Here is a 26,181-nt window from a genome sequence, read left to right as displayed (position 1 = left end):
GGCCGCTCAGGCCTCTGCCTGCGCCTCGGTCTCCGGCGCGGCAAGCGGAGCGTCGTCGGCCTTGGCCACGGCGATGCGGGCCAGCGCGGCGCGGCCGCTGCGGATGTGGTGGCGCATGAGCTGCTCGGCGCGCTCGCCGTCGCGGGCGAGGAGGGCGCCGAGGATGTCGCGGTGCTCTTCCAGCGACTGCTCCAGCCGCCCGTCCGAGAACAGCGAATGGTGGCGCGACAGCTTGATCACCTTGCGCAGGTCTTCGATCACGTGCAGCAACCAGCGGTTGTCGGCGATCTCCTGCAGGCTGCGGTGGAAGTTCTGGTTGGCCTCGAAGAAGCCGTCGATGTCGTCCGCCGCCGCCGCCTTCTCCAGGTCGGCGTGGATCGCGCGCAGGCGCGTCAGGTCGCCGTCGGTGGCGCGCATGGCCGAGGCCCGTGCGCACTCGCCCTCGAGCATCGACATCACGCTGAACACCTCGTCCAGGTCACGCTCGGAGATCTCGGTCACGTAACAGCCGCGGCGCGGCTTGAGCGTCACCAGCCCTTCGGAGGCGAGCACCTTCAGCGCCTCGCGCAGCGGTGTGCGCGAGATGCCGTAGTGTTCGGCCAGCGCCTGCTCGTCCACCCAGGTGCCCGGCGCCAGCTCGTGCGAATAGATGCGCTGCCGAAGGCGCTCGGCGACTTCCTGGTACAGCGCCATGGGCGCGATTCTCGAAGCGTTCATGTTGCTTTGTGCGGTCTCCGACTTCTCAGATGCAAAGGCCGGCGCGCCCACAGGGCAATAGCGCCGCAGTGGATTTTGCCGTAGGACCAGCGCCGGCCGCGAGCGAATTGCAGCGGGTCCGACCCTCCGTCGCCTTCAAAACCTCGCGGCTGGCGCCGCTCCTACAAAGGCCATGGCGCATGTTCCGCTGTAGGAGCGGCGCCAGCCGCGAGGGTCTGAAGGCGACCCCGCCCATCGCAGCCGCCCCCAAAACCTCGCGGCTCGCGCCGCTCCTACCGCAACACCAAGCGCCGCGCGCCCCGTAGGAGCGGCGCCAGCCGCGAGCCTTTCCGGCGGTTATCCGGCCTCAACGCCTTCAACCCCTCGCGGCTTGCGCCGCGCCTGCGAGACCAGCCGCGAGCTGTTCGTGCGTCGGCTAGAGAGGCCATTGCGTTCATAATTATGGATAAAGTATTATTCCGCTGGTAGAACAAGTCAACTTCCCGTGTGCGACGCGGCAGGGAGGCGCCAGGCCAAAGCCTGGTGACAAAAGGGGGGCCGCGTTGCGCCAGAAGCGTCGACGGCCACCCGCAGCAGGGCTGCGGGTGGCCGGTTCGTCGCCTACGTGCCGCACTTGTTGCGGCGCGGGTTGTGTCTGATCCGATATCGTCCAGCAGCTCCGCGAGCTGCCGAAGCAGAGAGGTTTCCCATGTCGCAAAGCAACCAGTCCAACGAGCCCACCTACAACCAGGCCGACATCGAGGCCTGGAACAAGGCCGCCGCCAAACACGCCCCGGGCGGCGACGTCACCAAGCTCAACTGGGTCACGCCCGAAGGGCTGGTCGTCAAGCCGCTGTACACCAAGGCCGACACCGCCGACCTCAAGCACGCCGACACGCTGCCCGGCTTCGAACCCTTCCTGCGCGGCCCGCAGCCCACCATGTACGCCGTCAAGCCGTGGACCATCCGCCAGTACGCGGGCTTCTCCACCGCCGAAGCCTCCAACGCCTTCTACCGCAAGGCGCTCGCTGCCGGCGGCCAGGGCGTGTCGGTCGCCTTCGACCTCGCCACCCACCGCGGCTACGATTCCGACCACCCGCGCGTCACCGGCGACGTCGGCAAGGCCGGTGTGGCCATCGACTCGGTCGAAGACATGAAGATCCTGTTCGACGGCATTCCGCTCGACAAGATCTCCGTCTCCATGACCATGAACGGCGCCGTGCTCCCCATTCTCGCCGGCTACATCATCGCCGCCGAAGAGCAGGGCGTGTCGCAGGACAAGCTCTCCGGGACCATCCAGAACGACATCCTCAAGGAGTTCATGGTCCGCAACACCTACATCTACCCGCCGACGCCGTCGATGAAGATCATCGCCGACATCTTCCAGTACACGTCGGCCAACATGCCCAAGTTCAACAGCATCTCGATCTCGGGCTACCACATCCAGGAAGCGGGCGCCAACCAGGCCATCGAGCTCGCCTTCACCCTGGCCGACGGCCTCGAGTACGTACGCACCGGCATCGCCAGCGGCATGGACGTCGACACCTTCGCCGGCCGCCTGTCCTTCTTCTGGGCAGTGGGCATGAACTTCTACCTCGAGATCGCCAAGATGCGCGCCGCGCGTCTGCTGTGGTGGCGCATCATGAAGCAGTTCAACCCCAAGAGCCCCAAGTCGATGATGCTGCGCACCCACTCGCAGACCTCCGGCTGGTCGCTCACCGAGCAGGACCCGTACAACAACGTCGTGCGCACCACCATCGAGGCCATGGCCGCGGTGTTCGGCGGCACCCAGTCGCTGCACACCAACGCGCTCGACGAAGCCATCGCCCTGCCCACCGAGTTCTCCGCCCGCATCGCGCGCAACACCCAGATCATCATCCAGGAAGAGACCCACATCTGTAACGTCGTCGACCCCTGGGCCGGCTCCTACATGATGGAAAAGCTCACCCAGGACATGGCCGACAAGGCCTGGGCGCTGATCGAAGAGATCGAGTCCATGGGCGGCATGACCAAGGCCGTCGAATCCGGCTGGGCCAAGATGAAGGTCGAGGAATGCGCCGCCGACAAGCAGGCCCGCATCGACTCCGGCAAGGACGTCATCGTCGGCGTCAACAAGTACAAACTTGCCAAGGAAGACCCGATCGAGATCCTCGACATCGACAACCACGCCGTGCGCGAGTCGCAGATCGCCCGCCTCGCCCAGGTGCGCGCCAACCGCGACACCGCCGCCGTGCAGGCCGCGCTCGACGCCCTCACCAAGTGCGCCGAAACCGGCGACGGCAACCTGCTCGACCTCACCGTCAAGGCCATCCGCCTGCGCGCCACCGTCGGCGAAGTGTCCGACGCGCTCGAAAAGGTCTTCGGCCGCTACCGCGCCAACCCGCAAGCCGTGTCCGGCGTCTATGGAGCCGTCGTGGAAGAACAGGAAGACTGGAAAGCCCTCAAGGCCGACATCGAAGCCTTCATCGCCGAAGAAGGCCGCCGCCCGCGCGTCATGATCGCCAAGCTCGGCCAGGACGGCCACGACCGCGGCGCCAAGGTCGTCGCCTCGGCCTTCGCCGACCTCGGCTTCGACATCGACATCGGCCCGCTCTTCCAGACCCCGGAAGAAGCCGCCCGCCACGCGGTCGAGAACGACGTCCACGCCGTCGGCTGCTCCAGCCTCGCCGCCGGCCACAAGACGCTCGTGCCGCAGATCGTCAACGAGCTCAAGCGCCTCGGCGCCGACGACATCATCACCTTTGTCGGCGGCGTCATCCCCGCGCAGGACTACGACGCGCTCTACGCCGCCGGCGCCAAGGGCATCTTCGGCCCCGGCACCCCCATCCCCACCGCCGCGCGCGAAGTGCTCAAGCAGATCCGCGCAGCGCGCAAGGCATAAGGGCGAACAGCAGCGGCGTTACCGCCGGAGCAATTGAACAAAAGCTCGCGGCTCGCGCCGCTCCCACAGCAGCACCGCCGGGCGTATCGGCACACTGTAGGAGCGGCGCCAGCCGCGAGCTTTTCCCCAAAAAACCGCCACACCCGCACCGCAAAGGCCACGACCACCCCACCGACCATGCTTTCGCCCACGTCCCACCCCCTCGATCCCACGGACCAAGCCCTCGTCGACGGCGTTCTGGCGGGGCAGCTGCGGCCGCTCGCCAAGACCATCACGCTCATCGAATCCCAGCGCGAGGACCACAAGGAGCGGGCCCGCCACGTGCTCGAGGCCCTGCTGCCGAGCACCGGCGGGGCGATGCGGGTGGGCATTTCGGGCGTGCCGGGCGTGGGCAAATCCACCTTCATCGAAGCGCTCGGCCTCTACCTCATCGAGCAGGGGCTGCGTGTCGCCGTGCTGGCGGTCGACCCCTCGTCCTCGGTCACCGGCGGCTCCATCCTCGGCGACAAGACGCGCATGGAACTGCTCAGCCAGAACACCGCCGCCTTCATCCGCCCCAGCCCCTCGGCCTGCAGCCTGGGCGGCGTGGCCGAGAAAACGCGCGAGACCATGCTGGTCTGCGAAGCCGCCGGCTTCGACGTCATCATTGTCGAGACCGTCGGCGTCGGCCAGTCCGAAACCGCCGTCGCCGGCATGACCGACATCTTCTGCCTGCTGCAGCTGCCCAACGCGGGCGACGACCTGCAGGCGATCAAGAAAGGCATCATGGAGATCGCCGACCTGATCGTCATCAACAAGGCCGACATCGACCCCGCCGCCGCCATGCGCGCCAAGTCGCAGATCAAGACCGCGCTGCACATGCTGCGTCCGGCCAGCCCCAACTGGACGGTACCGGTGCTCACCCTGTCGGCGCTGCGCAAGGAAGGCGTGGCCGAGTTCTGGACCACGGTGATGGACTACCGCAAGGCGCTCACCGCCACCGGCGAACTCGACGCCAAGCGCCGCCACCAGGCCCTGGCCTGGATGTGGGACATGATCGACTCCGGGCTGCGCAGCCGTTTCCGCAGCCACCCCCGGGTCAAGGAAGAACTGCCGGCGCTGGCGCGCGCGGTGGAAGAGGGCGGTACCACCCCCTCGCTCGCCGCGCTGCGCCTGCTCGGCCATCTGCAAAGCTGAAACCGCAAGTCTGCCGTTACACGTATTCAGTCCCAAGCCTGACACACACCCACCGGCTTTCCCGGCCGGCACGACGCAACACAGAGATCTGACAGGAGGTCATCAATGCAAGAAATCATTCGCCAGCTGGAGGAAAAGCGCGAGAAGGCCCGCCTCGGCGGTGGCCAGAAGCGCATCGACGCCCAGCACGCCAAGGGCAAGCTGACCGCCCGCGAACGCATCCTGCTGCTGCTCGACGACGACAGCTTCGAAGAGTGGGACATGTTCAAGGAGCACCGCTGCGCCGAGTTCGGCATGAACGCCGACCACATCCCGGGCGACGGCGTCGTCACCGGCTACGGCACCGTCAACGGCCGCCTCGTGTTCGTGTTCTCGCAGGACTTCACCGTCTTCGGCGGCTCGCTGTCCGAAACCCACGCCGAAAAGATCTGCAAGGTCATGGACCACGCCATGAAGGTCGGCGCCCCGGTCATCGGCCTCAACGACTCGGGCGGCGCCCGCATCCAGGAAGGCGTCGACTCGCTCGGCGGCTACGCCGACGTGTTCCAGCGCAACGTGCTCGCCTCCGGCGTCGTGCCGCAGATCTCGCTCATCATGGGCCCCTGCGCAGGCGGTGCGGTGTACTCGCCGTCGATGACCGACTTCATCTTCATGGTCAAGGACTCGTCCTACATGTTCGTGACCGGTCCCGAAGTCGTGAAGACCGTTACCCACGAAGAAGTCACCGCCGAAGAGCTCGGTGGCGCCGTCACCCACACCAGCAAGTCCGGCGTGGCCGACCTCGCCTTCGAGAACGACGTCGAAGCGCTCATGATGACCCGCCGCCTGGTCGGCTACATCCCTGGCAGCAACCGCGACAAGCCGCCGGTCGTGCCCTCGGTCGACCCCGCCGACCGCCTCGACTACTCGCTCGACACCCTCGTGCCGAGCAACGCCAACCAGCCGTATGACATGAAGGAACTGATCGTCAAGATGGTCGACGACGGCGACTTCTTCGAGCTCCAGCCCGACTACGCCAAGAACATCATCATCGGCTTCGCGCGCATGGAAGGCGCCCCGGTCGGCATCGTCGCCAACCAGCCGCTGGTGCTCGCCGGCTGCCTCGACATCAAGAGCTCGATCAAGGCCGCGCGCTTCGTCCGCTTCTGCGACGCCTTCAACATCCCGGTCGTCACCCTGGTCGATGTCCCCGGCTTCATGCCCGGCACCGCGCAGGAATACGGCGGCATCATCAAGCACGGCGCCAAGCTGCTCTACGCCTACGCCGAATGCACCGTGCCCAAGGTCACCCTCATCACCCGCAAGGCCTACGGCGGCGCCTACGACGTCATGTCGTCCAAGCACCTGCGCGGCGACGTCAACTTCGCCTGGCCCAGCGCCGAAATCGCCGTCATGGGCCCCAAGGGCGCGGTCGAGATCATCTTCCGCGAAGAAAAGAACGACCCCGAGAAGATCGCCGAGCGCGAAGCCATGTACAAGCAGCGCTTCGCCAACCCCTTCGTGGCCGGCGCGCGCGGCTTCATCGACGACGTGATCATGCCGCACGAAACCCGCAAGCGCATCTGCCGCTCGCTGTCGATGCTCAAGGACAAGCAGCTCGAGAACCCGTGGCGCAAGCACGGCAACATCCCGCTCTGATCCGCGCACGAGGAATACGTTAAATGTTCAAGAAGATCCTGATTGCCAACCGCGGTGAAATCGCCTGCCGCGTCATCAAGACCGCCCGCAAGATGGGCATCGCCACCGTCGCCGTGCACTCCGAGGCCGACAAGGACGCCCTCTTCGTCGAAATGGCCGACGAAGCCGTCTGCATCGGCCCGGCGCCATCCAAGGAATCCTATCTCGTCATCGACAAGATCATCGCCGCCTGCAAGCAGACCGGCGCCGAGGCCGTCCACCCGGGCTACGGCTTCCTGTCCGAGAACGCCGAGTTCTCGCGCCGCCTCGAAGAAGAAGGCATCAAGTTCATCGGCCCGAAGCACTACTCGGTCGCCAAGATGGGCGACAAGATCGAGTCCAAGAAGCTCGCCATCGAAGCCGGCGTCAACACCATCCCCGGCTATAACGACGCCATTGCCGGCCCCGACGAAGCGGTCGAGATCGCCAAGAAGATCGGCTACCCGGTCATGATCAAGGCCTCCGCCGGCGGTGGCGGCAAGGGCCTGCGCGTCGCCTTCAACGACAAGGAAGCGCACGAAGGCTTCGCCTCCTGCGTCAACGAAGCCCGCAACGCCTTCGGCGACGACCGCGTCTTCATCGAGAAGTACGTCCTCGAGCCCCGCCACATCGAAATCCAGGTGCTCGGCGACTCGCATGGCAACTACGTGTACCTCAACGAGCGCGACTGCTCCATCCAGCGCCGCCACCAGAAGGTCATCGAAGAAGCCCCCAGCCCCTTCGTCGACCCCGAGATGCGCCGTGCCATGGGCGAGCAGGCCGTCGCCCTGGCGCGCGCGGTGAACTACGAATCGGCCGGCACGGTCGAGTTCGTCGTCTCCGGCGCCACCAAGGAGTTCTACTTCCTCGAGATGAACACCCGCCTGCAGGTCGAGCACCCGGTCACCGAGCTCATCACCGGGCTGGACCTCGTCGAGCAGATGATCCGCGTCGCCTACGGCGAAAAACTCCCGCTCGCCCAGGCCGATGTCGGCATCAACGGCTGGTCGATGGAATGCCGCATCAACGCCGAAGACCCCTTCCGCGGCTTCCTGCCCTCCACCGGCCGCCTGGTCAAGTTCCAGGCCCCGGCCGAAGGCAACGGCGTGCGCGTCGACACCGGCGTGTACGAAGGCGGCGAAATCTCCATGTACTACGACTCGATGATCGCCAAGCTCATCGTGCACGGCAAGGACCGCCAGGACGCCATCGAGCGCATGCGCGACGCCCTCAACGCCTTCGTCATCCGCGGCATCAGCTCCAACATCCCCTTCCAGGCCGCGCTGCTGCAGCACCCGCGCTTCTGCTCGGGCAACTTCAACACCGGCTTCATCGCCGAGGAGTACCCGCAGGGCTTCGACGCCTCCATGGTCCCGCACGACGACCCTGCGCTGCTCGCCGCCGTCGCCACCTTCGCCCGCAGCCGCTACATCGAGCGCGCCGTGCAGATCGAAGGCCAGCTCGCCGGCCACGGCCGCAAGGTCGCCGCCAACTGGGTCGTCGTCATGGCCGGCAAGCAGTACCCGGTGCAGACGCAGCCCATCGAAGGTGGCCTCGCCGTCACCCACGAAGGCCGCACCTACAACATCGTCTCCGACTGGAAGTTCGGCGACCTGCTGCTCACCGGCACCGTCAACGGCGCCCCGATCTGCCTGCAGATCGAACGCCGCGGCCTGCGCTACCGCATCGCCCACTTCGGCCTGCAGGTCGAGCCCATGGTCATGACCGTGCGCGCCGCCCACCTGCTGTCGCTGATGCCCGAGAAGCTGCCGCCCGACCTCTCCAAGTTCCTGCTCTCGCCCATGCCCGGCCTGCTGCGCGAAGTTGCCGTGGCCGAAGGCCAGGAGGTCAAGGCCGGCGAAAAGCTCGCCATCATCGAAGCCATGAAGATGGAAAACGTGCTCAAGGCCGAGCAGGACGGCAAGGTCAAGAAGATCGTCGCCAAGCCCGGCGCCAGCCTCTCGGTCGACGAAGTCATCATCGAATTCGAGTGAGCACCGCCACACAACCGTTTTGATCGATGGGGAGGGAGACCCGGGCCACGCGCCCGGGTGCCTGTCGGCGAGGGCCTGCGCAAGCAGGCCCTTTTTTTTCGCCTGCCTCGCCACGCCCCCCAACCCCTCGCGGCTCGCGCCGCTCCCACAGCAAGACCAAGCGCCGCGCCCCTCGTGGGAGCGGCGCCAGCCGCGAGGGTCTGAAGGCGACCCCGCCCATCGCAGCCACCCCCAACCCCTCGCGGCTCGCGCCGCTCCCACAGCAAGACCAAGCGCCGCGCCCCTTTCCCCACGGAACCAATCCCCCCGTCCTTTAGTCACATTTGCGCCAATTCACTTTGCGCCGTAGCATTGCCAGCCGTAAAAAAACGGGGACCGCCCCCGACACAACTGGAGGACAACACATGAACGCGCAAGTCCACGCCCTCAAGCCCCTCGACGGCGCCAGCCTGTTCGACCCCGTGCCCTTCAAGGTCTACACCCAGCGCGACCTCGACCGCATCGCCCCGCTGGCCCGCCTGTCGCCCGAACAGCGCTTCGAAATGAAGGTCGTCTCCTCGGTGCTGCCGTTCCGCGTCAACCAATACGTCATCGACGAGCTCATCGACTGGCGCCAGGTCCCCGACGACCCCATCTTCCAGCTCACCTTCCCGCAGCGCGGCATGCTCGCCCCCGAGCACTACGACCGCATCGCCGCCTTGCTGCGTGCCGAAGCCCCCAAGGACGAACTCGAACGCGCCATCGACGAAGTCCGCCACGCCCTCAACCCGCACCCCGCCGACCAGATGCAGATGAACATGCCGGTCGACGACGAAGGCCACCGCCTCGACGGCATGCAGCACAAGTACCGCGAAACCGTCCTCTTCTTCCCCAGCCAGGGCCAGACCTGTCACGCCTACTGCACCTTCTGCTTCCGCTGGGCGCAGTTCGTCGGCGACAAGGACCTGCGCATCGCATCGTCCGAAGCCAGCGCGCTGCACGCCTACCTGCGCCAGCACACCGAAGTCACCGACCTGCTCGTCACCGGCGGCGACCCCATGGTCATGAAGACGCGCCACCTGCGCGACTACCTCGAACCCCTTCTGCAGCCCGAATTCGACCACATCCAGACCATCCGCATCGGCTCCAAGGCGCTCACCTTCTGGCCGCACCGCTTCCTCGGCGCCGACGACGCGGACGACCTCATGCGCCTGCTCGCCCAGCTCGTCGAATCCGGCAAGCACGTCGCCCTCATGGCGCACTACAACCACTGGAAGGAACTCGACACCGACGCCGCCCAGGCCGCCATCCGCCGCGTGCGCGCCACCGGCGTCGTCATCCGCGCCCAGGGCCCGCTCATCGCCCACATCAACGACGATCCCGCCGTATGGGCCAAGCTGTGGAAAATGGAAGTCAAGCTCGGCATCGTTCCCTACTACATGTTCGTCGAACGCGACACCGGCGCCCGCAACTACTTCGAAGTCCCCCTCGTGCGCGCCTGGGAGATCTACCAGCAAGCCATCCAGCAAGTCTCCGGCCTCGCCCGCACCGCCCGCGGCCCCAGCATGAGCGCCAGCCCCGGCAAGGTCGAAATCCAGGGCGTCACCGAGATCGCCGGCGAAAAGGTCTTCGTGCTGCGCTTCATCCAGGGCCGCAACCCCGACTGGGTCCAGCGCCCCTTCTTCGCCAAGTACGACGACAAAGCCACCTGGCTCGACCAGCTCGTCCCCGCCTTCGGAGAAGAGAAATGGTTCTGGCAAGACGAATACCAGTCCATCCGCGCCCAAAAGCTCGCCACCTGACGCGCGCCGGCGCCGCTGTGGGAGCAGCGCCACTGTAGGAGCGGCGCCAGCCGCGAGCCTTTCATCGCACCCTCCCACCCAACCCCTCGCGGCTCGCGCCGCTCCCACCGGAGCCCCCCACGGCGGTCCGCCCCGCTGTAGGAGCGGCGCCAGCCGCGAGCTTTTCCCCAAAAAAACCCAATCGCATAACCCCGCGCCGCGCTAATATCCCCCGCTCAATGACATTCAACTGAACGGGGCCCGCATCGCCGATGCCTCCACACTCCATCGACCTGCGCCGCGGCCGCGTCTCCGAACCCGGCCGCGTCTTCCTCATCACCACCGTCACCCACCGCCGCGCACGGCTCTTCGACGACTTCCACCTCGCCCGCCTGACCATCGCCCACCTGCGCCGCGCCGACCAACTTGGCCACGCCGCCACACTCGCCTGGGTGCTCATGCCCGATCACCTGCACTGGCTCGTGCGCCTCGAAGCCGGCACCCTCTCGGCCCTCGTCGGCGCCTTCAAGGCCGGGTCTTCGGCCGCGATCAACCGAAGCCTGCAGACCCCCGCAACGCGCCGATGGGCAGCCGGCTTCCACGACCACGCCCTGCGCAAGGAAGAAGACCTCCACGCCCTCGCACGCTACGTCGTCGCCAACCCCCTGCGCGCAGGCCTGGTCCCCAGCGTGCGGATGTACCCCCATTGGGATGCCGTGTGGCTCTAGCGCAGCCCGCCGCCTTCAACCCCTCGCGGCTGGCGCCGCTCCCACCGGGACGACACGCGCCGCGGCTGGCTCCGCTGTAGGAGCGGCGCCAGCCGCGAGCTTTTTCGGCGGCCATCCAGCCCCATCGCCTTCAACCCCTCGCGGCTCGCGCCGCTCCCACGGGGGAGGCGCGCCACGGCCGCTGTAGGAGCGGCGCCAGCCGCGAGCCTTTCGTCGCACCCACCCACGCCCGTCGCCTTCAACCCCTCGCGGCTTGCGCCGCTCCCACGGGGGAGGCGCGCCACGGTCCGCTGTAGGAGCGGCGCCAGCCGCGAGCCTTTCGTCGCACCCACCCACGCCCGCCGCCTTCAACCCCTCGCGGCTTGCGCCGCTCCTACGGGGGAGGCGCGCCACGGCCGCTGTAGGAGCGGCGCCAGCCGCGAGCCTTTCATCACCCCCGCCCACGCCCGTCGCCTTCAACCCCTCGCGGCTCGCGCCGCTCCCACGGGGGAGGCGCGCCACGGCCGCTGTAGGAGCGGCGCCAGCCGCGAGCTTTTCGTCGCACCCGCCCACGCCCGTCGCCTTCAACCCCTCGCGGCTGGCGCCGCTCCCACGGGGGAGGCGCGCCACGGCCTGCTGTAGGAGCGGCGCCAGCCGCGAGCCTTTCATCACCCCCACCCACGCCCGTCGCCCCAACCCCTCGCGGCTCGCGCCGCGCCTACGGAATCCGGCGGGTGCGCGTCTGGCATCTGGCGATGCCAATGGCTTGAATGCCCGGTCTGCCTTTGTTTGCAAAGGGGATACCCTTTCCTCATCAAAAAAAGTGTCGGAATTCTTTACAGTTCGTCACGGAGGGCGTTTCATTGCCGTAACATGACGGTCTTAGGCTACTGCCAAAGCACTGATAGAATGTCGGCTTTTGTGCTGTGCGGCATGACAGGTGTGCTTCTTGCTAAAGCACTCGGTTGATGCACGCACCTTGCCCTTGTGGCGCAGCAGCATGGGCAACCGCCACATACCGAGAACATACAGACGGGGTATCCGATGAACACACCCAGCACCAACCTGCCAGCCCGCCGCGCGACTGCCGCACACCCCGTGGGTGCGTTGCGCGGGCTTGTCCTGGTTGCCGCGGCCACTGCGCTGAGTGGCTGCACGCTCATCCCGGGCGTCAGCGGCAGCTTCATGCGCGACGAATCGCGTGTCGAGTTGCCCGTCACCCAGGGCGGCGAGCAGGTGCCGGCCACGGTCAGCATCACCCCCATCACGGCCGAACTCATCATCCAGCACTTCAAGGCCAGTCAGGCGTCGGGCGATTCGCGCTTCCGCACCGGCAACGCCGGCGGGCAGACCGCCACCCGGGGCGACAACACCGCGCCCGATCCCGGCCTCACCCACCAGGACTACCGCCTCGGCCCCGGCGACATCATCAACGTCATCGTCTGGGACCACCCCGAAATCACCATCCCTGCCGGCTCCTACCGCTCGGCCGAGCAGTCCGGCACCCTGGTGGCCGACGACGGCACCATCTTTTTCCCCTACGCCGGGGTGGTCAAGGTCGCTGGCCTCACCCCGCGCGAAGTGCGCGAACTGCTCGCCAAGCGCCTCGCCAAGGTCATCGAAAACGTCCAGCTCGACGTCCGCATCGTCTCTTTCCGCAGCAAGCGCGTGTACCTCGTCGGCGAAGTCGCCAAGCCCGGTCTGCTCGCCATCGACGACATCCGCATGACGCTGGTCGAAGCCGTCAACCGTGCCGGTGGCATCACTGAACACGCCGACCACGGCAACGTGCTGCTCACCCGCAACGGCGAAACCTACCGCGTCGACCTCCAGGCCCTGTACGAAGAAGGCGACACCAGCCAGAACGTGCTGCTGCAGCCCGGCGACATCGTCAACGTGCTCGACCGCAGCCGCAACAAGGTGTTCGTGCTCGGCGAAGTGCAGCGCCCCGGCTCCATGGTCATGAACAAGCGCCGCACCACCCTGGCCGAAGCCCTGGCCGACGCCGGCTTCGTCAACCAGGTCACCTCCGACCCCGCCTGGGTCTACGTGATGCGCAGCGACAACGGCACTTCCGAGCTCTTCCACCTCAACGCCCGCACCCCCGACGCCCTGTTGCTGGCCGAGAGCTTCCCGCTGCTGCCGCGCGACGTGGTCTATGTCGACGTCGCCCCGGTGGCACGCTGGAACCGTGTCGTCAGCAACATCCTGCCCACCTCGCAGATGCTCAACTTCACCAGCGACGTGCGCTACCCGCTGTTCGGCGGCCGCCAGTAAGGCCTGGGCCGGCCCGCCGCGTGCGGGCCGCCGCCGTGCCGCGCGCACGGTGCCGTCACCGTGACCACCGCATCAACCCAAATACGACAGGAAGACCCCGTTGCGCCGCGATCCCGCCACCACCGCCCAGCCCGAAGCCGGCCCCAACACCCGCAGCGCAGCCGCGCGCGGTAACGACGACTTCATCAACCTCGGCGAAATCATCGCCGTGCTGCTCGAATACAAGTGGCTCATCCTCGCCATCGGCACCTTTGCCGTGCTGGTGGGCGGGGTCGTCGCCTTCGTCTCCACGCCCATCTACCGCGCCGACGCCCTCGTCCAGGTCGAAGACAAGAAGAGCGCCAAGGGCGGCCTCGCCGCGCTGCGCGACGTCGAAGCCGTGCTCGGCGACACCACCTCCGTCGCCGCCGAGCTCGAGATCCTGCGTTCGCGCATGATCCTCGGCCGCGTCGTCGACCGCCTCAACCTCACCGTGCGCGCCCAGCCGCATCACTTGCCGGTGTTTGGCCGCGCGCTCGCCCGCCGCCATGCCGGGGTCGAGCCCGCCGCGCCGCTGTTCGGCCTGTCCGGCTACGCCTGGGGCGGTGAGCGCATCGCCGTGCAAAGCCTCGAAGTCGCCCCCTACCTCATGAGCGAACCGCTCACCCTCGTCGCGGGCGACAACGGCAGCTACAGCGTGTTCGACGACGCCGGCACCCTGCTCGTCAGCGGCCGCGTAGGCGAGCCCGCCAGCGCCGAGCATGTCAGCGTCTTCGTCGCCGAGCTCGTCGCCCGCCCCGACACCCGCTTCATCCTCAGCCGCATCGCCCACACCAGCGCCATCGCCGCCCTGCGCGAAAACCTCGAAGTGCGCGAACGCGCCCGCCAGTCCAACGTCATCGAAGCCGCCTTCAGCGGCCCCGACCGCGCTCTGGCCGCATCCATCCTCAACGAAGTCCTCAACGCCTACGTGCGCCAGAACGTCGAGTACCGCTCGGCCGAGGCAGAATCCACGCTCGCCTTCCTCGAAGCCCAGCTCCCCGAGCTCAAGGGCCAGCTCGACACCGCCGAGGCCGCCTACAACGAATACCGCCAGTCGCGCGGCTCGGTCGACCTCACCCTCGAGACGCAGTCCGTGCTGCGCTCGGTGGTCGAAGCCGACAACGAAATCGTCGCCCTCCAGCAAAAGCGCGAAGAACTGCGCCAGCGCTTCACCTCCGAGCACCCCCAGGTCATCGCCGTCGACGCCCAGATCAGCCGCCTGCGCAACCGCCGCGCCAGCTTCGAAGGCAACGTCTCGCGCCTGCCCGAAACCCAGCAGGTCGCCCTGCAGCTGCGCCGCGACGTCGAAGTCGCCACCGCGCTCTATACCAACCTGCTCAACAGCGCCCAGCAGCTGCGCGTCGCCCGCGCCGGCACCGTGGGCGACGTCCGCGTCATCGACTCGGCCGTCACCGCGCAACGGCCCGTTGCCCCGCGCAAGGCCCTCATCCTGCTGCTGTCGGGCGTACTCGGCCTGCTCGGCGCGCTCGGCACCGTATGGGCCATCCGCGCCCTGCGCGTGGTGGTGGAAGACCCGCAGACCATCGAACGCGAGCTCGCCCTGCCGGTGTACGCCACCGTGCCGGCCAGCAAGGCCGAGGAGGGTATCGAACGCCGCATCCTGCGCGGCAGGGGCGGCAAGGGCGAACTGCTCGCCCTCGTCAGCCCCGACGACGACGCCATGGAAAGCCTGCGCAGCCTGCGCACCACGCTCCACTTTGCCCTGCTCGGCGCCGAGAGCGGCTCCGTCCTCATCACCGGCCCCGCCCCCGGCGTCGGCAAGAGCTTCGTCACCAAAAACCTCGGTGCCGTGCTCGCCCAGGCCGGCAAGCGCGTCATCATCGTCGATGCCGACTTGCGCAAGGGCCACATCAACAAGGCCTTCGGCGTGCCGCGCGGCCTCGGCGTGTCGGACTACATCATGGGCAAGGCCACGCTCGAGGTCATCGTCAAGCCCACGGCGGTAGAGAACCTGCACATGGTCACCACCGGCCTCATCCCGCCCAACCCGTCCGAACTGCTCATGCACCCGCAGTTTGCCAACATGCTCGCAGCGCTCGAAGACCGTTGCGACGTGCTGCTGGTCGACGCGCCCCCCATCCTGGCCGTGTCCGACGCCGCCATCATCGGCCGCATGGTCGGTGCCACGCTGCTCGTCGCCCGCGCCGGCCGCCACCCCATCCGCGAGCTGGAACAGGCCGTCAAGCGCTTCGAACACGGCGGCGCCGCGGTCAAGGGCTTCGTCTTCAATGGCTTCGACACCCGCCGCCAACGTCACCGCTTCGGTTACGAGGGCTACCACTATCAATACAAGTACAAGTCCTGACTGCCGCCGGATTTGTTGAACAAGATCACGCGGCTTGAGCCGCGCCTGCAACGCGACCAACCGCGCCGTTGGGGTTCGCTGTAGGAGCGGCGCCAGCCGCGAGCTTTTGAAACCGTGGGCCCTCGTCGCCGGACCCAGAAAAAATCGCGGCTTGCGCCGCTCCTACAGGCGCGCGACAGGGCGCACGAGACAGGGGCGCGCTAGCCGGCGAGGCAAGCTGCGCCCCGGGCACATGCCCAATGAATTGCTGCAACGCGGTGGCCGCCTTACCAGCCGCTGCCCGCCGTGCCACCAAGGCACAACGTTTTTTGAGCGAGGTATCACCATGTGGGGCCTGTTAACACTCATCCTGGCCACGGCGCTGTCCGCCGCCGTCATCCGCGGCATGCTGCGCCTCGCTCCCCATGTCGGTCTCATCGACCACCCGGGCGAACACAAGCAGCATGTGCACAGCACCCCCTTCGTGGGTGGCTTTGGCGTGCTCGCTGCGCTGCTGCTGGCCGTGGGCATGCTGCTGTGGCTGCTGCCCGCGCAGTCCCTGGCCTGGGCCTCGCTCGCAGTGTGCGCGCTGGTCATGTGGGGCGTGGGCCTCGCTGACGACCGCTGGAAGCTCAGCGCCCGCATCCGCCTCGTCATCCAGGCCGGGCTGGCTTTGCTCATGGTCTATGGCGGCGGCATCGTGCTGGTCGACCTCGGCGACCCCTTGCTCATCGGCGCGCTGTCGCTCGGCATCATCGCCGTGCCCTTCACCGTGTTCGGCGTGGTCGGCTGCATCAACGCCCTCAACATGGTCGACGGCATCGACGGCCTGTCCGGTACCGTGGCGGCCGGCACGCTTGCCCTGGTCGCGCTCGTCACCCTGGGTGCGGGCGACGGCAGCGGCCACCTGCTGGCCATGGCCTTGCTCGGTGGCGTGGCCGGCTTCCTGTGGTTCAACCTGCGCTTCGGCAGCCAGCACCGCGCCCGCGTCTTCATGGGCGACAACGGCAGCATGATGCTCGGCCTGCTCATCGCCTGGCAGCTCATCGACATCACCCAGGGCGAGCAGCCCCTGGTGCCCCCGGTGGTGGCGCTGTGGATGTTTGCCGTGCCGCTCATCGACACCCTGGCCGTCATGGCCCGGCGCGTGTGGCTGGGCAAGTCGCCCTTCAGCCCCGACCGCCACCACCTGCACCACCTGCTGCAGCGCGCCGGCTTCCGGGTCGAGCACACCGTCACCATCATCGGTAGCCTGCACCTGGGCCTGGGCCTGTTCGGCCTGCTCGGCGCCTGGCTGGGCGTGCCCGACGCGCTCATGTTTGCCGGCTTTGTCGGCGTGTTTGCGGTGTATCTGCGCTTTACCGCCCGGCCGTGGCGCTTCGTGCCCATGCTGCGCCGCCTGCACCGCAGCCTGCATCTCACCCCGGCGCTCAACTGCGGCGTGTTCTTCGGCAATTCCAGCCTCGAGCATGTGGAGCAGATCAACGCCCTGGTCGCCCCCGAACTCAAGGACAACACCGTCTTCCGCACCCGCCTGTACGAATACCGTGGCGACCCCGAGCATGCCGGCCGCCGCTACGCCGTGGTGCAGATCGTGGTGGACGAAGACATCGCCCCGCTCGCCTACCAGAGTCTCTACATGCGCCTGCTGCAGCGCGTCATGCGCCCCGACCGCAACGCCTTCGTGCGCGGCTATGTCACTCGTGACCCCGCCAACGAGCGCCGCGCAGAGCACCGCACCCCGCACGCCGACGAGCGCCGCGGCGAACGCCGCGTGGGCCGGTGCGAACTGCTGGAAGAGTCATTCACCTATGTGCAAAACGGCCGCATCGTCGACGAGCAGGTCAACCAGCGCGCCCATCCCCAAGGGCACAATGACGCTGCAGCCCCAAGAGCCGACCTGGCGCGCGAGCTGCGCTGACGGCCCCGTTGCCGACACCGCCTGCCGCACTGCAGCCTGCTTACCATCGTCTCGAAACACACCGCATTCAAACTCCTTCAATCCGTAACACGCCTACCATCATGACTACGCATACCCTGGACTCCATCAAACTCGCCATCATCGGCCTGGGCTACGTCGGCCTGCCGCTCGCCGTGGAATTCGCCAAGCAGCGCAGCGTTGTCGGCTTCGACATCAACCAGGCTCGCATCGACGCCCTGCGCAGCGGCCACGACGCCACGCTCGAAGTCTCGGACGAAGAGCTCGCCGAAGCCACCGGCCTCAGCTACACCGCCAGCCTGCAAGACCTGGCCGCCTGCAACACCTTCATCGTCACCGTCCCCACCCCCATCGACGAGCACAAGCAGCCCGACCTCACCCCGCTGGTCAAGGCCAGCGAGACCATCGGCAAGGTGCTCAAGAAGGGCGACATCGTCATTTACGAATCCACCGTCTACCCCGGCGCCACCGAAGAAGACTGCGTGCCGGTGCTGGAGAAGGTGTCCGGCCTCAAGTTCAACGTCGACTTCTACGCCGGCTACAGCCCCGAGCGCATCAACCCGGGCGACAAGGAACACCGCGTCTCCACCATCAAGAAGGTCACCGCCGGCTCCACGCCCGAAGTGGCCGAGCTGGTCGACCAGCTCTACCGCCAGATCATCGTCGTCGGCACCCACAAGGCCGAGAGCATCAAGGTGGCCGAGGCCGCCAAGGTCATCGAGAACACCCAGCGCGACGTCAACATCGCCCTCATCAACGAGCTGGCCATCATCTTCAACAAGATGGGTATCGACACCGAGGCCGTGCTGCAGGCCGCCGGCAGCAAGTGGAACTTCCTGCCCTTCCGCCCCGGCCTGGTCGGCGGCCACTGCATCGGCGTGGATCCGTACTACCTCACCCACAAGGCGCAATCCATCGGCTACCACCCCGAGATCATCCTCGCCGGCCGCCGCCTCAACGACGGCATGGGCGCCTACGTGGTGTCGCAGCTGGTCAAGGCCATGCTCAAGCGCCGCATCACCGTCGAAGGCGCGCGCGTGCTCGTCATGGGCCTCACCTTCAAGGAGAACTGCCCGGATCTGCGCAACACCCGCATCGTCGACATCGTCAAGGAACTGGGCGAGTACAACATCCAGGCCGACGTGTACGACCCCTGGGTGGATGTGGCCGAAGCACAGCACGAATACGGCCTCACCCCGATCGCCAAACCGGAGCAGGGCGCCTACGACGCCATCATCGTCGGTGTGGCGCACGAGCAGTTCAAAGCGATGGGGGCTGAAGGCATCCGCGCGCTCGGTAAGAAGGAGCACGTGGTTTATGACCTGAAGTACGTGATGCCGCGCGACGCGGCGGATCTTAGGCTTTAACGGACTAATGGGCATCGCCTCTACGGTAGCGCTTAAAGAGGCGATGCCTCGCTATTGAGGCTTTTCGAACGAGTCTAATGAAAATGCAAACGGTGCAGCGTGTTTCAATAGAGCTTGTGTTCGTTGCGCTCTTTTTGGGGTTAAGCCCTATTTATTGGCTTCCGCTGCTCCCTTTCTCTTTGCTGTTGACAATAAAAGTGATGCTTTTGGGAGTGGTGGTTTTTTATCCGTTTCTTCGTTTCAAGGATGGTGTCTATGCGCTGCCAAAATTCATTACACCTCTGTTAGGTTTTTCAGTTGCGCTTGCAATTCCATCTGCAATAGCTCATTTGAGCTTTGATTTTATTGGGCTGTTTGCGATCTTATTCCTTGTTGCGATTGGATATACACTCTCGTGCTGCTACGGAACTGAGCGCGCTCTGAATTCCCTTTTCATGGCGGTTGTGGTTTTTTCTTTAATTGCCATGCTGGTCGTCATTGATTTTGCTGCAGGTGGGATCTTTATAAACCCAATGCATTCGGTTCGGCTGTATCTCTACCAGACCGGGCTTCATGGTGGTCGAACTGGGTGGACCGCAATCTGCAATGTCTTCTTGGCAATCTCCCTCTTTGGTTTAATTGTCAGCAAACCTGGTCTCACGCGAGGCGCCCTAATTACATCCTCAGTTGTTCTGCTTCTTAATCTTGTTGTGGTTGATTCTCGAGGCGGTCTAATAACAGGGGTTTTTGTTCTTTCCATCTATCTTCTGCATCTCGCGGCAAACTCAAGAGTGAAGGCTTTCTTTCTGTTGATGGTTTTCTGGCTAGGAGGTGTGCTAATAGCTGCTGAGTTTGGGGAGCGATTGATTAGCTCTAGAACCTATCTTTCTATTTTTGCGCCAGAGGAGCTTCGTAGCGGAGTGACAACAGGGCGTACTGATGGATTCTGGGTGGCAATTAGGCTCTACGTAGAATCTCCATTAATTGGGGTTGGGGAGATAAATCTGAAGGACTACGGTCAAGATGTCGAAAAGGTTCATAACGTTTGGTTGCGTACTCTTGCCGAGCAAGGGTTTCTCGGGTTTTTGAGTCTACTTGTCTTTAGCTTGGGGCTGTTTGCAGCAGTCTTTAAAAGAACAGCGCTTCCACGTTCTGCTATTTATATGGTGTTGGCTGCAGGGTTGGTGCCGAGCCTCTTTGAGCCTACGGGTGTTTTTGGTAATTACTTTGCTACAGCACCTTTCTGGATCACTGTCGGCCTGTTGCTCGCTCCTGCAGATTATGATTCGTTGCAGAGAAGTGCTTCGTTGATGGGCTCTAATAGGTACGAGAGATGTTGAAAATAGTGCTATCCGAGCTATTTTCACGTGGCCTACTCTGGCTTAGAGTCATTTTAATTGGCGTTTTTTTGAGTGCTGATAGTTATGGCTATCTCCTGCTTCTGATAAGCGCAGAGGCTATTTTCGGTACTCTAATTTCATATCCACAGGTAAAAGAGATTCTAGTTCGGCAGAGAATTGACTGTCGGCATTTTGTTGGTACCGCATATTTTTATATTTTGTGTTTTCCATTCATTGCGATAGCGGCTTACGCATATTTTAATAACTATGTGTCAGTCCTTGTTGTTGTGCTTTCTGTTCTATTTTTTTCTGGTGCTCAAACTGCTTTGTATCTCTTGCGGGTTGCAAGCGCCGATTTTTATAACAAGGCAAAGGTTGTGGCGGCTGTGCTAAGTACGGCTGTTTTTATGGGTGTCTTGCCTTTTGATCCAAACTTGCTTCCATTGTCGTCGGCGATCTATTGCCTTGTTCTTGTTCTGGCGGTTCGTAAGTTGCCAGGTGATGTGAATATTTTCTCTCCTTTTTTAATTCGAGATCAATTTCGAGGTTGGTTAATATTTGGCTCAAAGTCGCTTTTGACGCAGCTAAGCTTGCAAGGTAATCGTTTTGTTGTTGGTGCCGCGCTAGCAGTCTCTGATGTTGGGGTGTTTGTTAAGTCTTATATGTTGGCGAGTGGTGTGTCGTTCGTATATGCGGCGATAATGATTAAATACGAGAAGGGGCTTGCTAGGGAGTTGGGTGCAGAGAAAATTTCTGAACGATTACGCAGAGCGCTTTTTGTTTTAGCAATAATGGCTGTGACGTTGTTGGTCTATCTCGCTATTTTGTTTGGATTTTGGAGAAGTGGTCTAGAGGTAGTGGCTCTGATTTTTAAGGATGCTGACCAGACGCTTGTTCTTATATTTGCTGTTTTCTACCTGCTTCAGGCATTTGTTCTTGCGTTAACGCCGGTCTTGATCGCAGCGGGTGGCCGGTTTATGAGCCTCGTGGCTACGATGATTTCATTGGTAGTTCAGGCTCTTTTGATTGCCTATATGTGGAGTAGCCTTGATCTTAAAGTTTTTGCGGCAACGATGGTCGCTGGGCATCTAGCACTGGTGATCGCATTAACGTCAGGCTTCTTTGTGGCTGCGAGGCGAGTGTGAAGGCATGTTAGTGGCTTCTATAGATGCGGTGTGTGGCGCCTCAAATGCGTCCTTTAAAGGTTTGAATGCATAATTCGGTATTTAAGATGAGTGAATTAAAAGCGGATTTAAAAAGGTTGTATGTTGATGTAATTAAAGGACTTCCTTTGCCTTATAGGGTTAGAATGTCGATTGATCACCTTATAAGGCAGAAGAGCTGGCCGGATCTTGATAATCCAAATCTTTATTCGGAGAAAATGCTCTGGCGCCTGATTTTTGATCGTCGAGAAGCTATTGCATTTACCTGCGATAAGCTGAAAATGAAAGAGTTTGCTGCTTCGAAGGTGCCGTCTATTAGGGTGCCGAAGAATATCTGGGTGGGTTTTGAGCCGGATCAGATAGGCGGTTTGCTTGATCTACCAAGTGAATGCTTGGATAAAGGATGGGCACTAAAGCCGAATCACAGTAGTGGGTTTTGTCTTGTTGGAAAGGGTGTGCCGGATCTCACTAGTGCGCCGTTGTCTGATTGGTGGAGAACCTATGGAGCGATTGGTACAGCGGGTTGGGGGGGGTGGGCGTATTCGAGAGCGCAGAAGGCTATCCTCCTAGAGGAGCTCGTAGGTAGCGGCACCTCGGATCTTACTGACTATAAGTTTTATGTATTTGAGGGTAACTGCCCGTTGCTACAGGTAATTACTGGTCGAAGGGGTATTAAGCGTCGCTACATTCTTGATCGGAACTGGGTGCTGCAATATTCGGCGGAAGACCCCGACGGAAGTCACCTGCCTGCGCGTCCAAAAAGGTTTGTGGAGATGCTCGGGGTTGCGGAGAAGCTTGGGGAGGATTTCGATTTCATGCGTATAGACTTGTATTACGAAGACGATGAGATCTGGTTTTCGGAGTTGACTCCCTATCCGTCGATGATGAGAAGCAGTAGAGATGCCTCGGTTAATAAGATGCTGGGGGCACACTGGCGGCTGCCGTGCTTGAGCTGAATTTTTTGAAATCAAAGTGGATGCGGTCGTTTATATTTGTTCTGCTACGCTGAGTGCGATCGTTCATGGGTAATCGTTTTAGAGTGTTGTTTGTCTTAGATCACCGCTTGATGCACTATCGGGCGCCCCTTTTTGAGCGGTTGTCGAATTGGCATGACGTGGTGGTCGTTCATAGAGGTCCGGCTCTTGGTGGCGAGTGGTCTTTTAAACAGAAAGTGGTGCCTTACAGGAAAGCGGGGCCCTTTGATCTGGTAGGTGCTTCGGTGGCATCCGGAGTGGATGTCCTTGTTGTAATGCAGAACCTCCGGCTGATTCAGTATTGGTTTCTGCCTTTCATGTTCTGGCGGCGTTATGCCCTCGTTTTCTGGGGCATTGGTGTCTCATCCGCAGGTGGGCTTGCTAAGAAGAAGAGCTTGCTTTCGCGCATCCGCGGGTTCTGTAGCTCTTTCGCGGACGGGATTGGCTTCTACTCGAGCTATCCGCTCGATTTTTACCCGCGTCGAGCGATTGAGAAGGCAGTTGTTGTTGGTAACTCCGTTGAGTCGCCTACCGCTGAGAACACAGCAGATCATCCGAAAGACAGCATTCTCTTTATCGGTACGCTGGATGCCCGGAAGGGACTGCCCTTGCTCTTAAGAGCGTTTGCTCGCTATCAGAAAACGTTGCCGGCGAGTTCGGACGTGCGCCTGCTTCGCATAGTGGGAGATGGGGCTGTGAGGGGTGAGTTGGAAGCACTTGCCGAAGACTTGAAGATCTCGAGTTCTGTGCGTTTCGAAGGGGCGGTGACGGATGCCGAGCGGAAAAAGGCGTTTTTTGCATCCGCCGCGGTCACTGTGTCGCCTTTACAAGCGGGACTGAGCGTAGCGGAGAGTTTTTCTTTCGGTGTTCCATACGTTACTCATCGGAACCCCATAAGCGGAGGCGAGTACCTCTCGATCAAGGATGGCGAGAACGGTTTCTTGTTCGAGACTGAGGATGAGTTGTTGGCTGTGTTGCAGCGGGTAGGGGGCAATGCAGAGGAACGTATTCGCTTAGGAAATAACGCCTACGACTTTTACTGCCAGAACTTACAGATGAGCCAGTATGCGGAGCGCTTCGACAAGCTTTTGCGCGAGTCGTACGAAAGGTTCAAGTCTTAATTTTTTTTGTCATTGCAGGGAGCTCACGTGACAACACAGCTGATGGTTGACATCATCGCGGGCGCTCGCCCGAACTTCATGAAGATCGCCCCGATCATTTGTGCCTTCGAGGCGCGCAAGGCTGCGGGCGGCGTGCTGCGCTATCGGCTGATCCACACCGGGCAGCATTACGACCCGCGCATGTCAGGCGAATTTTTCCGCCAGCTCGGCATTCCCGAGCCGGACGTCAATCTGGAGGTGGGTTCGGGCACGCAGGCCGAACAGACCGGCGCAATCATGAGCCGCTACGAGCGCCTGCTGCTCGAATCGCCCAGCGATCTGTGCCTGGTGGTGGGCGACGTGACCTCGACCATGGCGTGTGCAATTGCCGCGCAAAAGCTGCATGTGCCGGTAGCGCATGTGGAGGCGGGCATCCGCTCGGGCGACTGGACCATGCCCGAAGAGATCAACCGCATGGTGACGGACGCCATTACCAACTGGTTCTTCACCACCAGCGAGGTGGCCAACGCCAACCTGCGCAAGTCCGGGGTGGGCGACGACCGCATCTTCTTCGTCGGCAACACGATGATCGACACCTTGCTCGCCAATATCGACCGGCTGCAAAAGCCGGACTTTTGGGACGGGCTGGGCTTGCAGGAGGGCGAATACTTTGTGGTGACGCTGCACCGCCCGGCCAACGTGGACAAGGGCGATGGCTTTGCCCGCCTGCTGCGCGCGATTGCCGAGGGCACGCGCGGCCTGCCGGTGGTGTTCCCGGTGCATCCGCGCACGGCCAAGACGCTGCGCGATCTCAACGAGGTGCCGGATAGCTTCCGCCTGGTGGATCCGCAGCCGTATCTGGAATTCAACTATCTGGTGAAGAACGCCAAGGCGGTGATCACGGATTCGGGCGGCATCACCGAGGAAACCACCGTGATGGGCGTGCCCTGCCTGACGCTGCGCGACAGCACCGAGCGCCCCGAGACGGTGACCACCGGCACCAACGAGCTGATTGGGACCGACCCGGCTGCGCTGGCGCCTGCGCTGGAAAAGCTGTTCGCGGGCCAGTGGAAGAAGGGCGGCATCCCGGCGATGTGGGACGGCAGGACCGGCGAGCGGATCGTGGGGATTCTGGAAGAGCTGCTGGGCAGTAAGCGCGGGACGAACTGAGCGAAGATGGGTTTATTGAACAAGGCGGGGCGCTATTGGCACACCCTGCGGCATTTGCGGCCGGTGCAGTTTTATGGCCGGGTGTGGTTCCGGTATTCGCGGCCTAGGCCCGACCTGCGCGCGGCGCCCGCGCTGCGCGCGCGGTCGGGTACGTGGCAGGCGCCGGCGCGGCGGCTGCCCAGCATGACCGGGCCGCGCAGCTTCGTCTTCCTGAACGAACCCGGCGCGCTGGATGAGATTGGTTGGGACGGCGAGCAGCGCGAAAAGCTGTGGCGCTACAACCAGCATTACTTCGACGACCTCAACGCGATCGGCGCTACGGAACGCCACGCATGGCATGTGGCGCTGATCGAGGACTGGATTGCTCACAACCCGCCGGGGCAGGGCAATGGCTGGGAGCCGTATCCGCTGTCGCTGCGCATTGTTAACTGGGTGAAGTGGGCGCTGTCGGGCAGCGAGCTGTCGGCGGCGGCGCTGCACAGCCTGGCCGTGCAGGCGCGCTGGCTGACGGGGCGGCTCGAGATCCACCTGCTGGGCAACCATCTTTTTGCCAACGCCAAGGCGCTGCTGTTTGCCGGGCTGTTCTTCGATGGGGAAGAGGCGGACGGCTGGCGCAGGACGGCGCTGAAGATTCTGGCGCGGGAGATCCCCGAGCAGTTTCTGCCCGATGGCGGGCAGTTCGAGCTGAGCACGATGTACCACGCACTGGCGCTGGAGGATGCGCTGGACCTGATCAACGTGGCGGCCCGCTACGCGGGCACGGCGCCTGCTGAAGATGGCGCACGGGTGCGCGGTTGGCTGATACCTCGCCTCCCGGCCATGCGGCGCTGGCTGCAGGTGATGTGTCACCCGGATGGCGAGATTGCGCTGTTCAACGATGCGGCGATTGGTATTGCGCCGTCGGTAGCCGAGTTGGAGGGCTACTTTGCGCGCTGCCTTCCCAATGCGGTGCCGCTGCCCTTGCTGGCCGTGGAGCGCCTGCCGGACAGCGGCTATGTGCGCCTGCAGTCGGGCGACGCGGTGGCCTTGCTGGACGTGGCGCGGGTGGGGCCGGATTACCTGCCGGGGCATGCGCATGCGGATACGCTGAGCTTCGAGCTGTCTCTGTTCGGGCAGCGTGTCCTGGTGAATGGGGGGACTTCGTGCTACGGCACGAGCGCCGAGCGGCTGCGCCAGCGCGGCACGGCTGCGCACAACACGGTAACGGTGGACGGGCAGGATTCGTCCGAGGTTTGGGGCGGCTTTCGTGTGGCGCGGCGGGCCTACCCCGCCGGCTTGTCGCTGCTGGAGGATGCGAATTGCCTGCAGGTGAGTTGCAGTCACGATGGTTACCGCTGGCTGAAGGGACGCCCGGTGCATACGCGGATGTGGTTCCTGCATGCGGGCTCGCTGGCCGTGGAGGACAACGTGTCCGGAGGCTACGGCGAGGCCGTGGCGCATTACCGCTTTCATCCCGATGTGGCGGTTTCTGCCGATCCGTATGGTCGCGAGGGCGTGGCCGTGCTGGCGGACGGCCGGCGTGTTGGGTGGCAGATCGAGCGCGGAGCGGGCGAGCTGGCGCCTTCGTCGTGGCACCCGCGCTTTGGGGTTGCGCAGCCTTGCATGCTGCTGCGCGTGAAGTTGGTAGGGCAGAGCGCACGCGTGCGCTTCAAGTGGATGTAGGCGATAGCTGAAGG

The 26,181-nt window shown here is 63.7% G+C and carries 17 protein-coding genes; 16 read left to right on the top strand and 1 reads right to left on the bottom strand.

The genetic code is table 11. From position 1 onward, the window contains the following. Window positions 1-6: 6 nt before the first annotated feature. Window positions 7-717 (bottom strand): GntR family transcriptional regulator, encoded by a 711-nt coding sequence (locus P7F68_RS01985; RefSeq protein ID WP_051018607.1) that lies wholly within the window; start codon window positions 715-717, stop codon window positions 7-9. A gap of 688 nt (window positions 718-1,405) precedes the next feature. On the opposite strand from P7F68_RS01985, the gene scpA reads away from it, so the two are divergent. The 16 genes from scpA to P7F68_RS01905 all read left to right on the top strand — a co-directional run bounded on the left by scpA (window position 1,406) and on the right by P7F68_RS01905 (window position 26,167). Beyond that, on the top strand, window positions 1,406-3,577 hold the full coding sequence (gene scpA / locus P7F68_RS01980) for a methylmalonyl-CoA mutase (protein ID WP_002934063.1): 2,172 nt from the start codon (window positions 1,406-1,408) through the stop codon (window positions 3,575-3,577). A 177-nt stretch (window positions 3,578-3,754) separates the two neighbouring features. Beyond that, window positions 3,755-4,753 (top strand): methylmalonyl Co-A mutase-associated GTPase MeaB, encoded by a 999-nt coding sequence (gene meaB, locus P7F68_RS01975; protein ID WP_277830233.1) that lies wholly within the window; start codon window positions 3,755-3,757, stop codon window positions 4,751-4,753. Between the two features lie 105 nt (window positions 4,754-4,858). Further along, complete coding sequence (locus P7F68_RS01970) at window positions 4,859-6,391, top strand: acyl-CoA carboxylase subunit beta (protein ID WP_002934186.1); 1,533 nt, start codon at window positions 4,859-4,861, stop codon at window positions 6,389-6,391. 23 nt (window positions 6,392-6,414) lie between these two features. Further along, window positions 6,415-8,403 (top strand): acetyl-CoA carboxylase biotin carboxylase subunit, encoded by a 1,989-nt coding sequence (gene accC, locus P7F68_RS01965; RefSeq protein ID WP_277830230.1) that lies wholly within the window; start codon window positions 6,415-6,417, stop codon window positions 8,401-8,403. A 404-nt stretch (window positions 8,404-8,807) separates the two neighbouring features. Next, window positions 8,808-10,184, top strand: a complete 1,377-nt coding sequence (locus P7F68_RS01960) for a KamA family radical SAM protein (protein ID WP_002934479.1) — start codon at window positions 8,808-8,810, stop codon at window positions 10,182-10,184. Window positions 10,185-10,435: 251 nt separating this feature from the next. Beyond that, window positions 10,436-10,891: an REP-associated tyrosine transposase gene (locus P7F68_RS01955; RefSeq protein WP_277830227.1), complete on the top strand. Its 456-nt coding sequence runs from the start codon at window positions 10,436-10,438 to the stop codon at window positions 10,889-10,891. A 1,023-nt stretch (window positions 10,892-11,914) separates the two neighbouring features. Beyond that, a complete protein-coding gene (locus tag P7F68_RS01950; RefSeq protein ID WP_277830225.1) occupies window positions 11,915-13,147 on the top strand; it encodes a polysaccharide export protein in 1,233 nt (410 codons plus the stop codon). Between the two features lie 100 nt (window positions 13,148-13,247). Continuing rightward, window positions 13,248-15,494 carry a polysaccharide biosynthesis tyrosine autokinase gene (locus P7F68_RS01945; RefSeq protein WP_277830223.1) on the top strand — a complete coding sequence of 749 codons (2,247 nt, stop codon included), beginning with the start codon at window positions 13,248-13,250 and terminating at the stop codon, window positions 15,492-15,494. A gap of 325 nt (window positions 15,495-15,819) precedes the next feature. Further along, window positions 15,820-17,394 carry an MraY family glycosyltransferase gene (locus tag P7F68_RS01940; RefSeq protein ID WP_277830221.1) on the top strand — a complete coding sequence of 525 codons (1,575 nt, stop codon included), beginning with the start codon at window positions 15,820-15,822 and terminating at the stop codon, window positions 17,392-17,394. Between the two features lie 101 nt (window positions 17,395-17,495). Continuing rightward, window positions 17,496-18,779, top strand: coding sequence for a Vi polysaccharide biosynthesis UDP-N-acetylglucosamine C-6 dehydrogenase TviB (tviB, locus tag P7F68_RS01935; protein WP_277830219.1), 1,284 nt, complete (start codon window positions 17,496-17,498; stop codon window positions 18,777-18,779). An 83-nt stretch (window positions 18,780-18,862) separates the two neighbouring features. Next, window positions 18,863-20,098 carry an O-antigen ligase family protein gene (locus P7F68_RS01930; RefSeq protein WP_277830217.1) on the top strand — a complete coding sequence of 412 codons (1,236 nt, stop codon included), beginning with the start codon at window positions 18,863-18,865 and terminating at the stop codon, window positions 20,096-20,098. After that, complete coding sequence (locus P7F68_RS01925; protein ID WP_277830215.1) at window positions 20,092-21,243, top strand: hypothetical protein; 1,152 nt, start codon at window positions 20,092-20,094, stop codon at window positions 21,241-21,243. Before P7F68_RS01930 ends, P7F68_RS01925 begins: the two co-directional genes overlap by 7 nt. An 86-nt stretch (window positions 21,244-21,329) precedes the next feature. Further along, window positions 21,330-22,217, top strand: a complete 888-nt coding sequence (locus P7F68_RS01920) for an ATP-grasp fold amidoligase family protein (RefSeq protein ID WP_277830213.1) — start codon at window positions 21,330-21,332, stop codon at window positions 22,215-22,217. A gap of 65 nt (window positions 22,218-22,282) precedes the next feature. Further along, a complete protein-coding gene (locus tag P7F68_RS01915) occupies window positions 22,283-23,356 on the top strand; it encodes a glycosyltransferase family 4 protein (RefSeq protein WP_277830211.1) in 1,074 nt (357 codons plus the stop codon). Between the two features lie 27 nt (window positions 23,357-23,383). Further along, window positions 23,384-24,505, top strand: a complete 1,122-nt coding sequence (gene wecB / locus P7F68_RS01910) for a non-hydrolyzing UDP-N-acetylglucosamine 2-epimerase (RefSeq protein WP_277830209.1) — start codon at window positions 23,384-23,386, stop codon at window positions 24,503-24,505. A gap of 183 nt (window positions 24,506-24,688) precedes the next feature. Beyond that, entirely contained in the window at window positions 24,689-26,167 is a 1,479-nt protein-coding gene (locus P7F68_RS01905) for a heparinase II/III family protein (RefSeq protein WP_277830207.1), read from the top strand. Window positions 26,168-26,181: the final 14 nt, after the last annotated feature.

This window comes from Thauera mechernichensis (assembly GCF_029588855.1).
GTDB lineage: Bacteria > Pseudomonadota > Gammaproteobacteria > Burkholderiales > Rhodocyclaceae > Thauera > Thauera mechernichensis.
The sequence above is the reverse complement of the archived record's forward strand: the minus strand, read 5'-3'. Positions and strand labels throughout refer to the sequence as shown.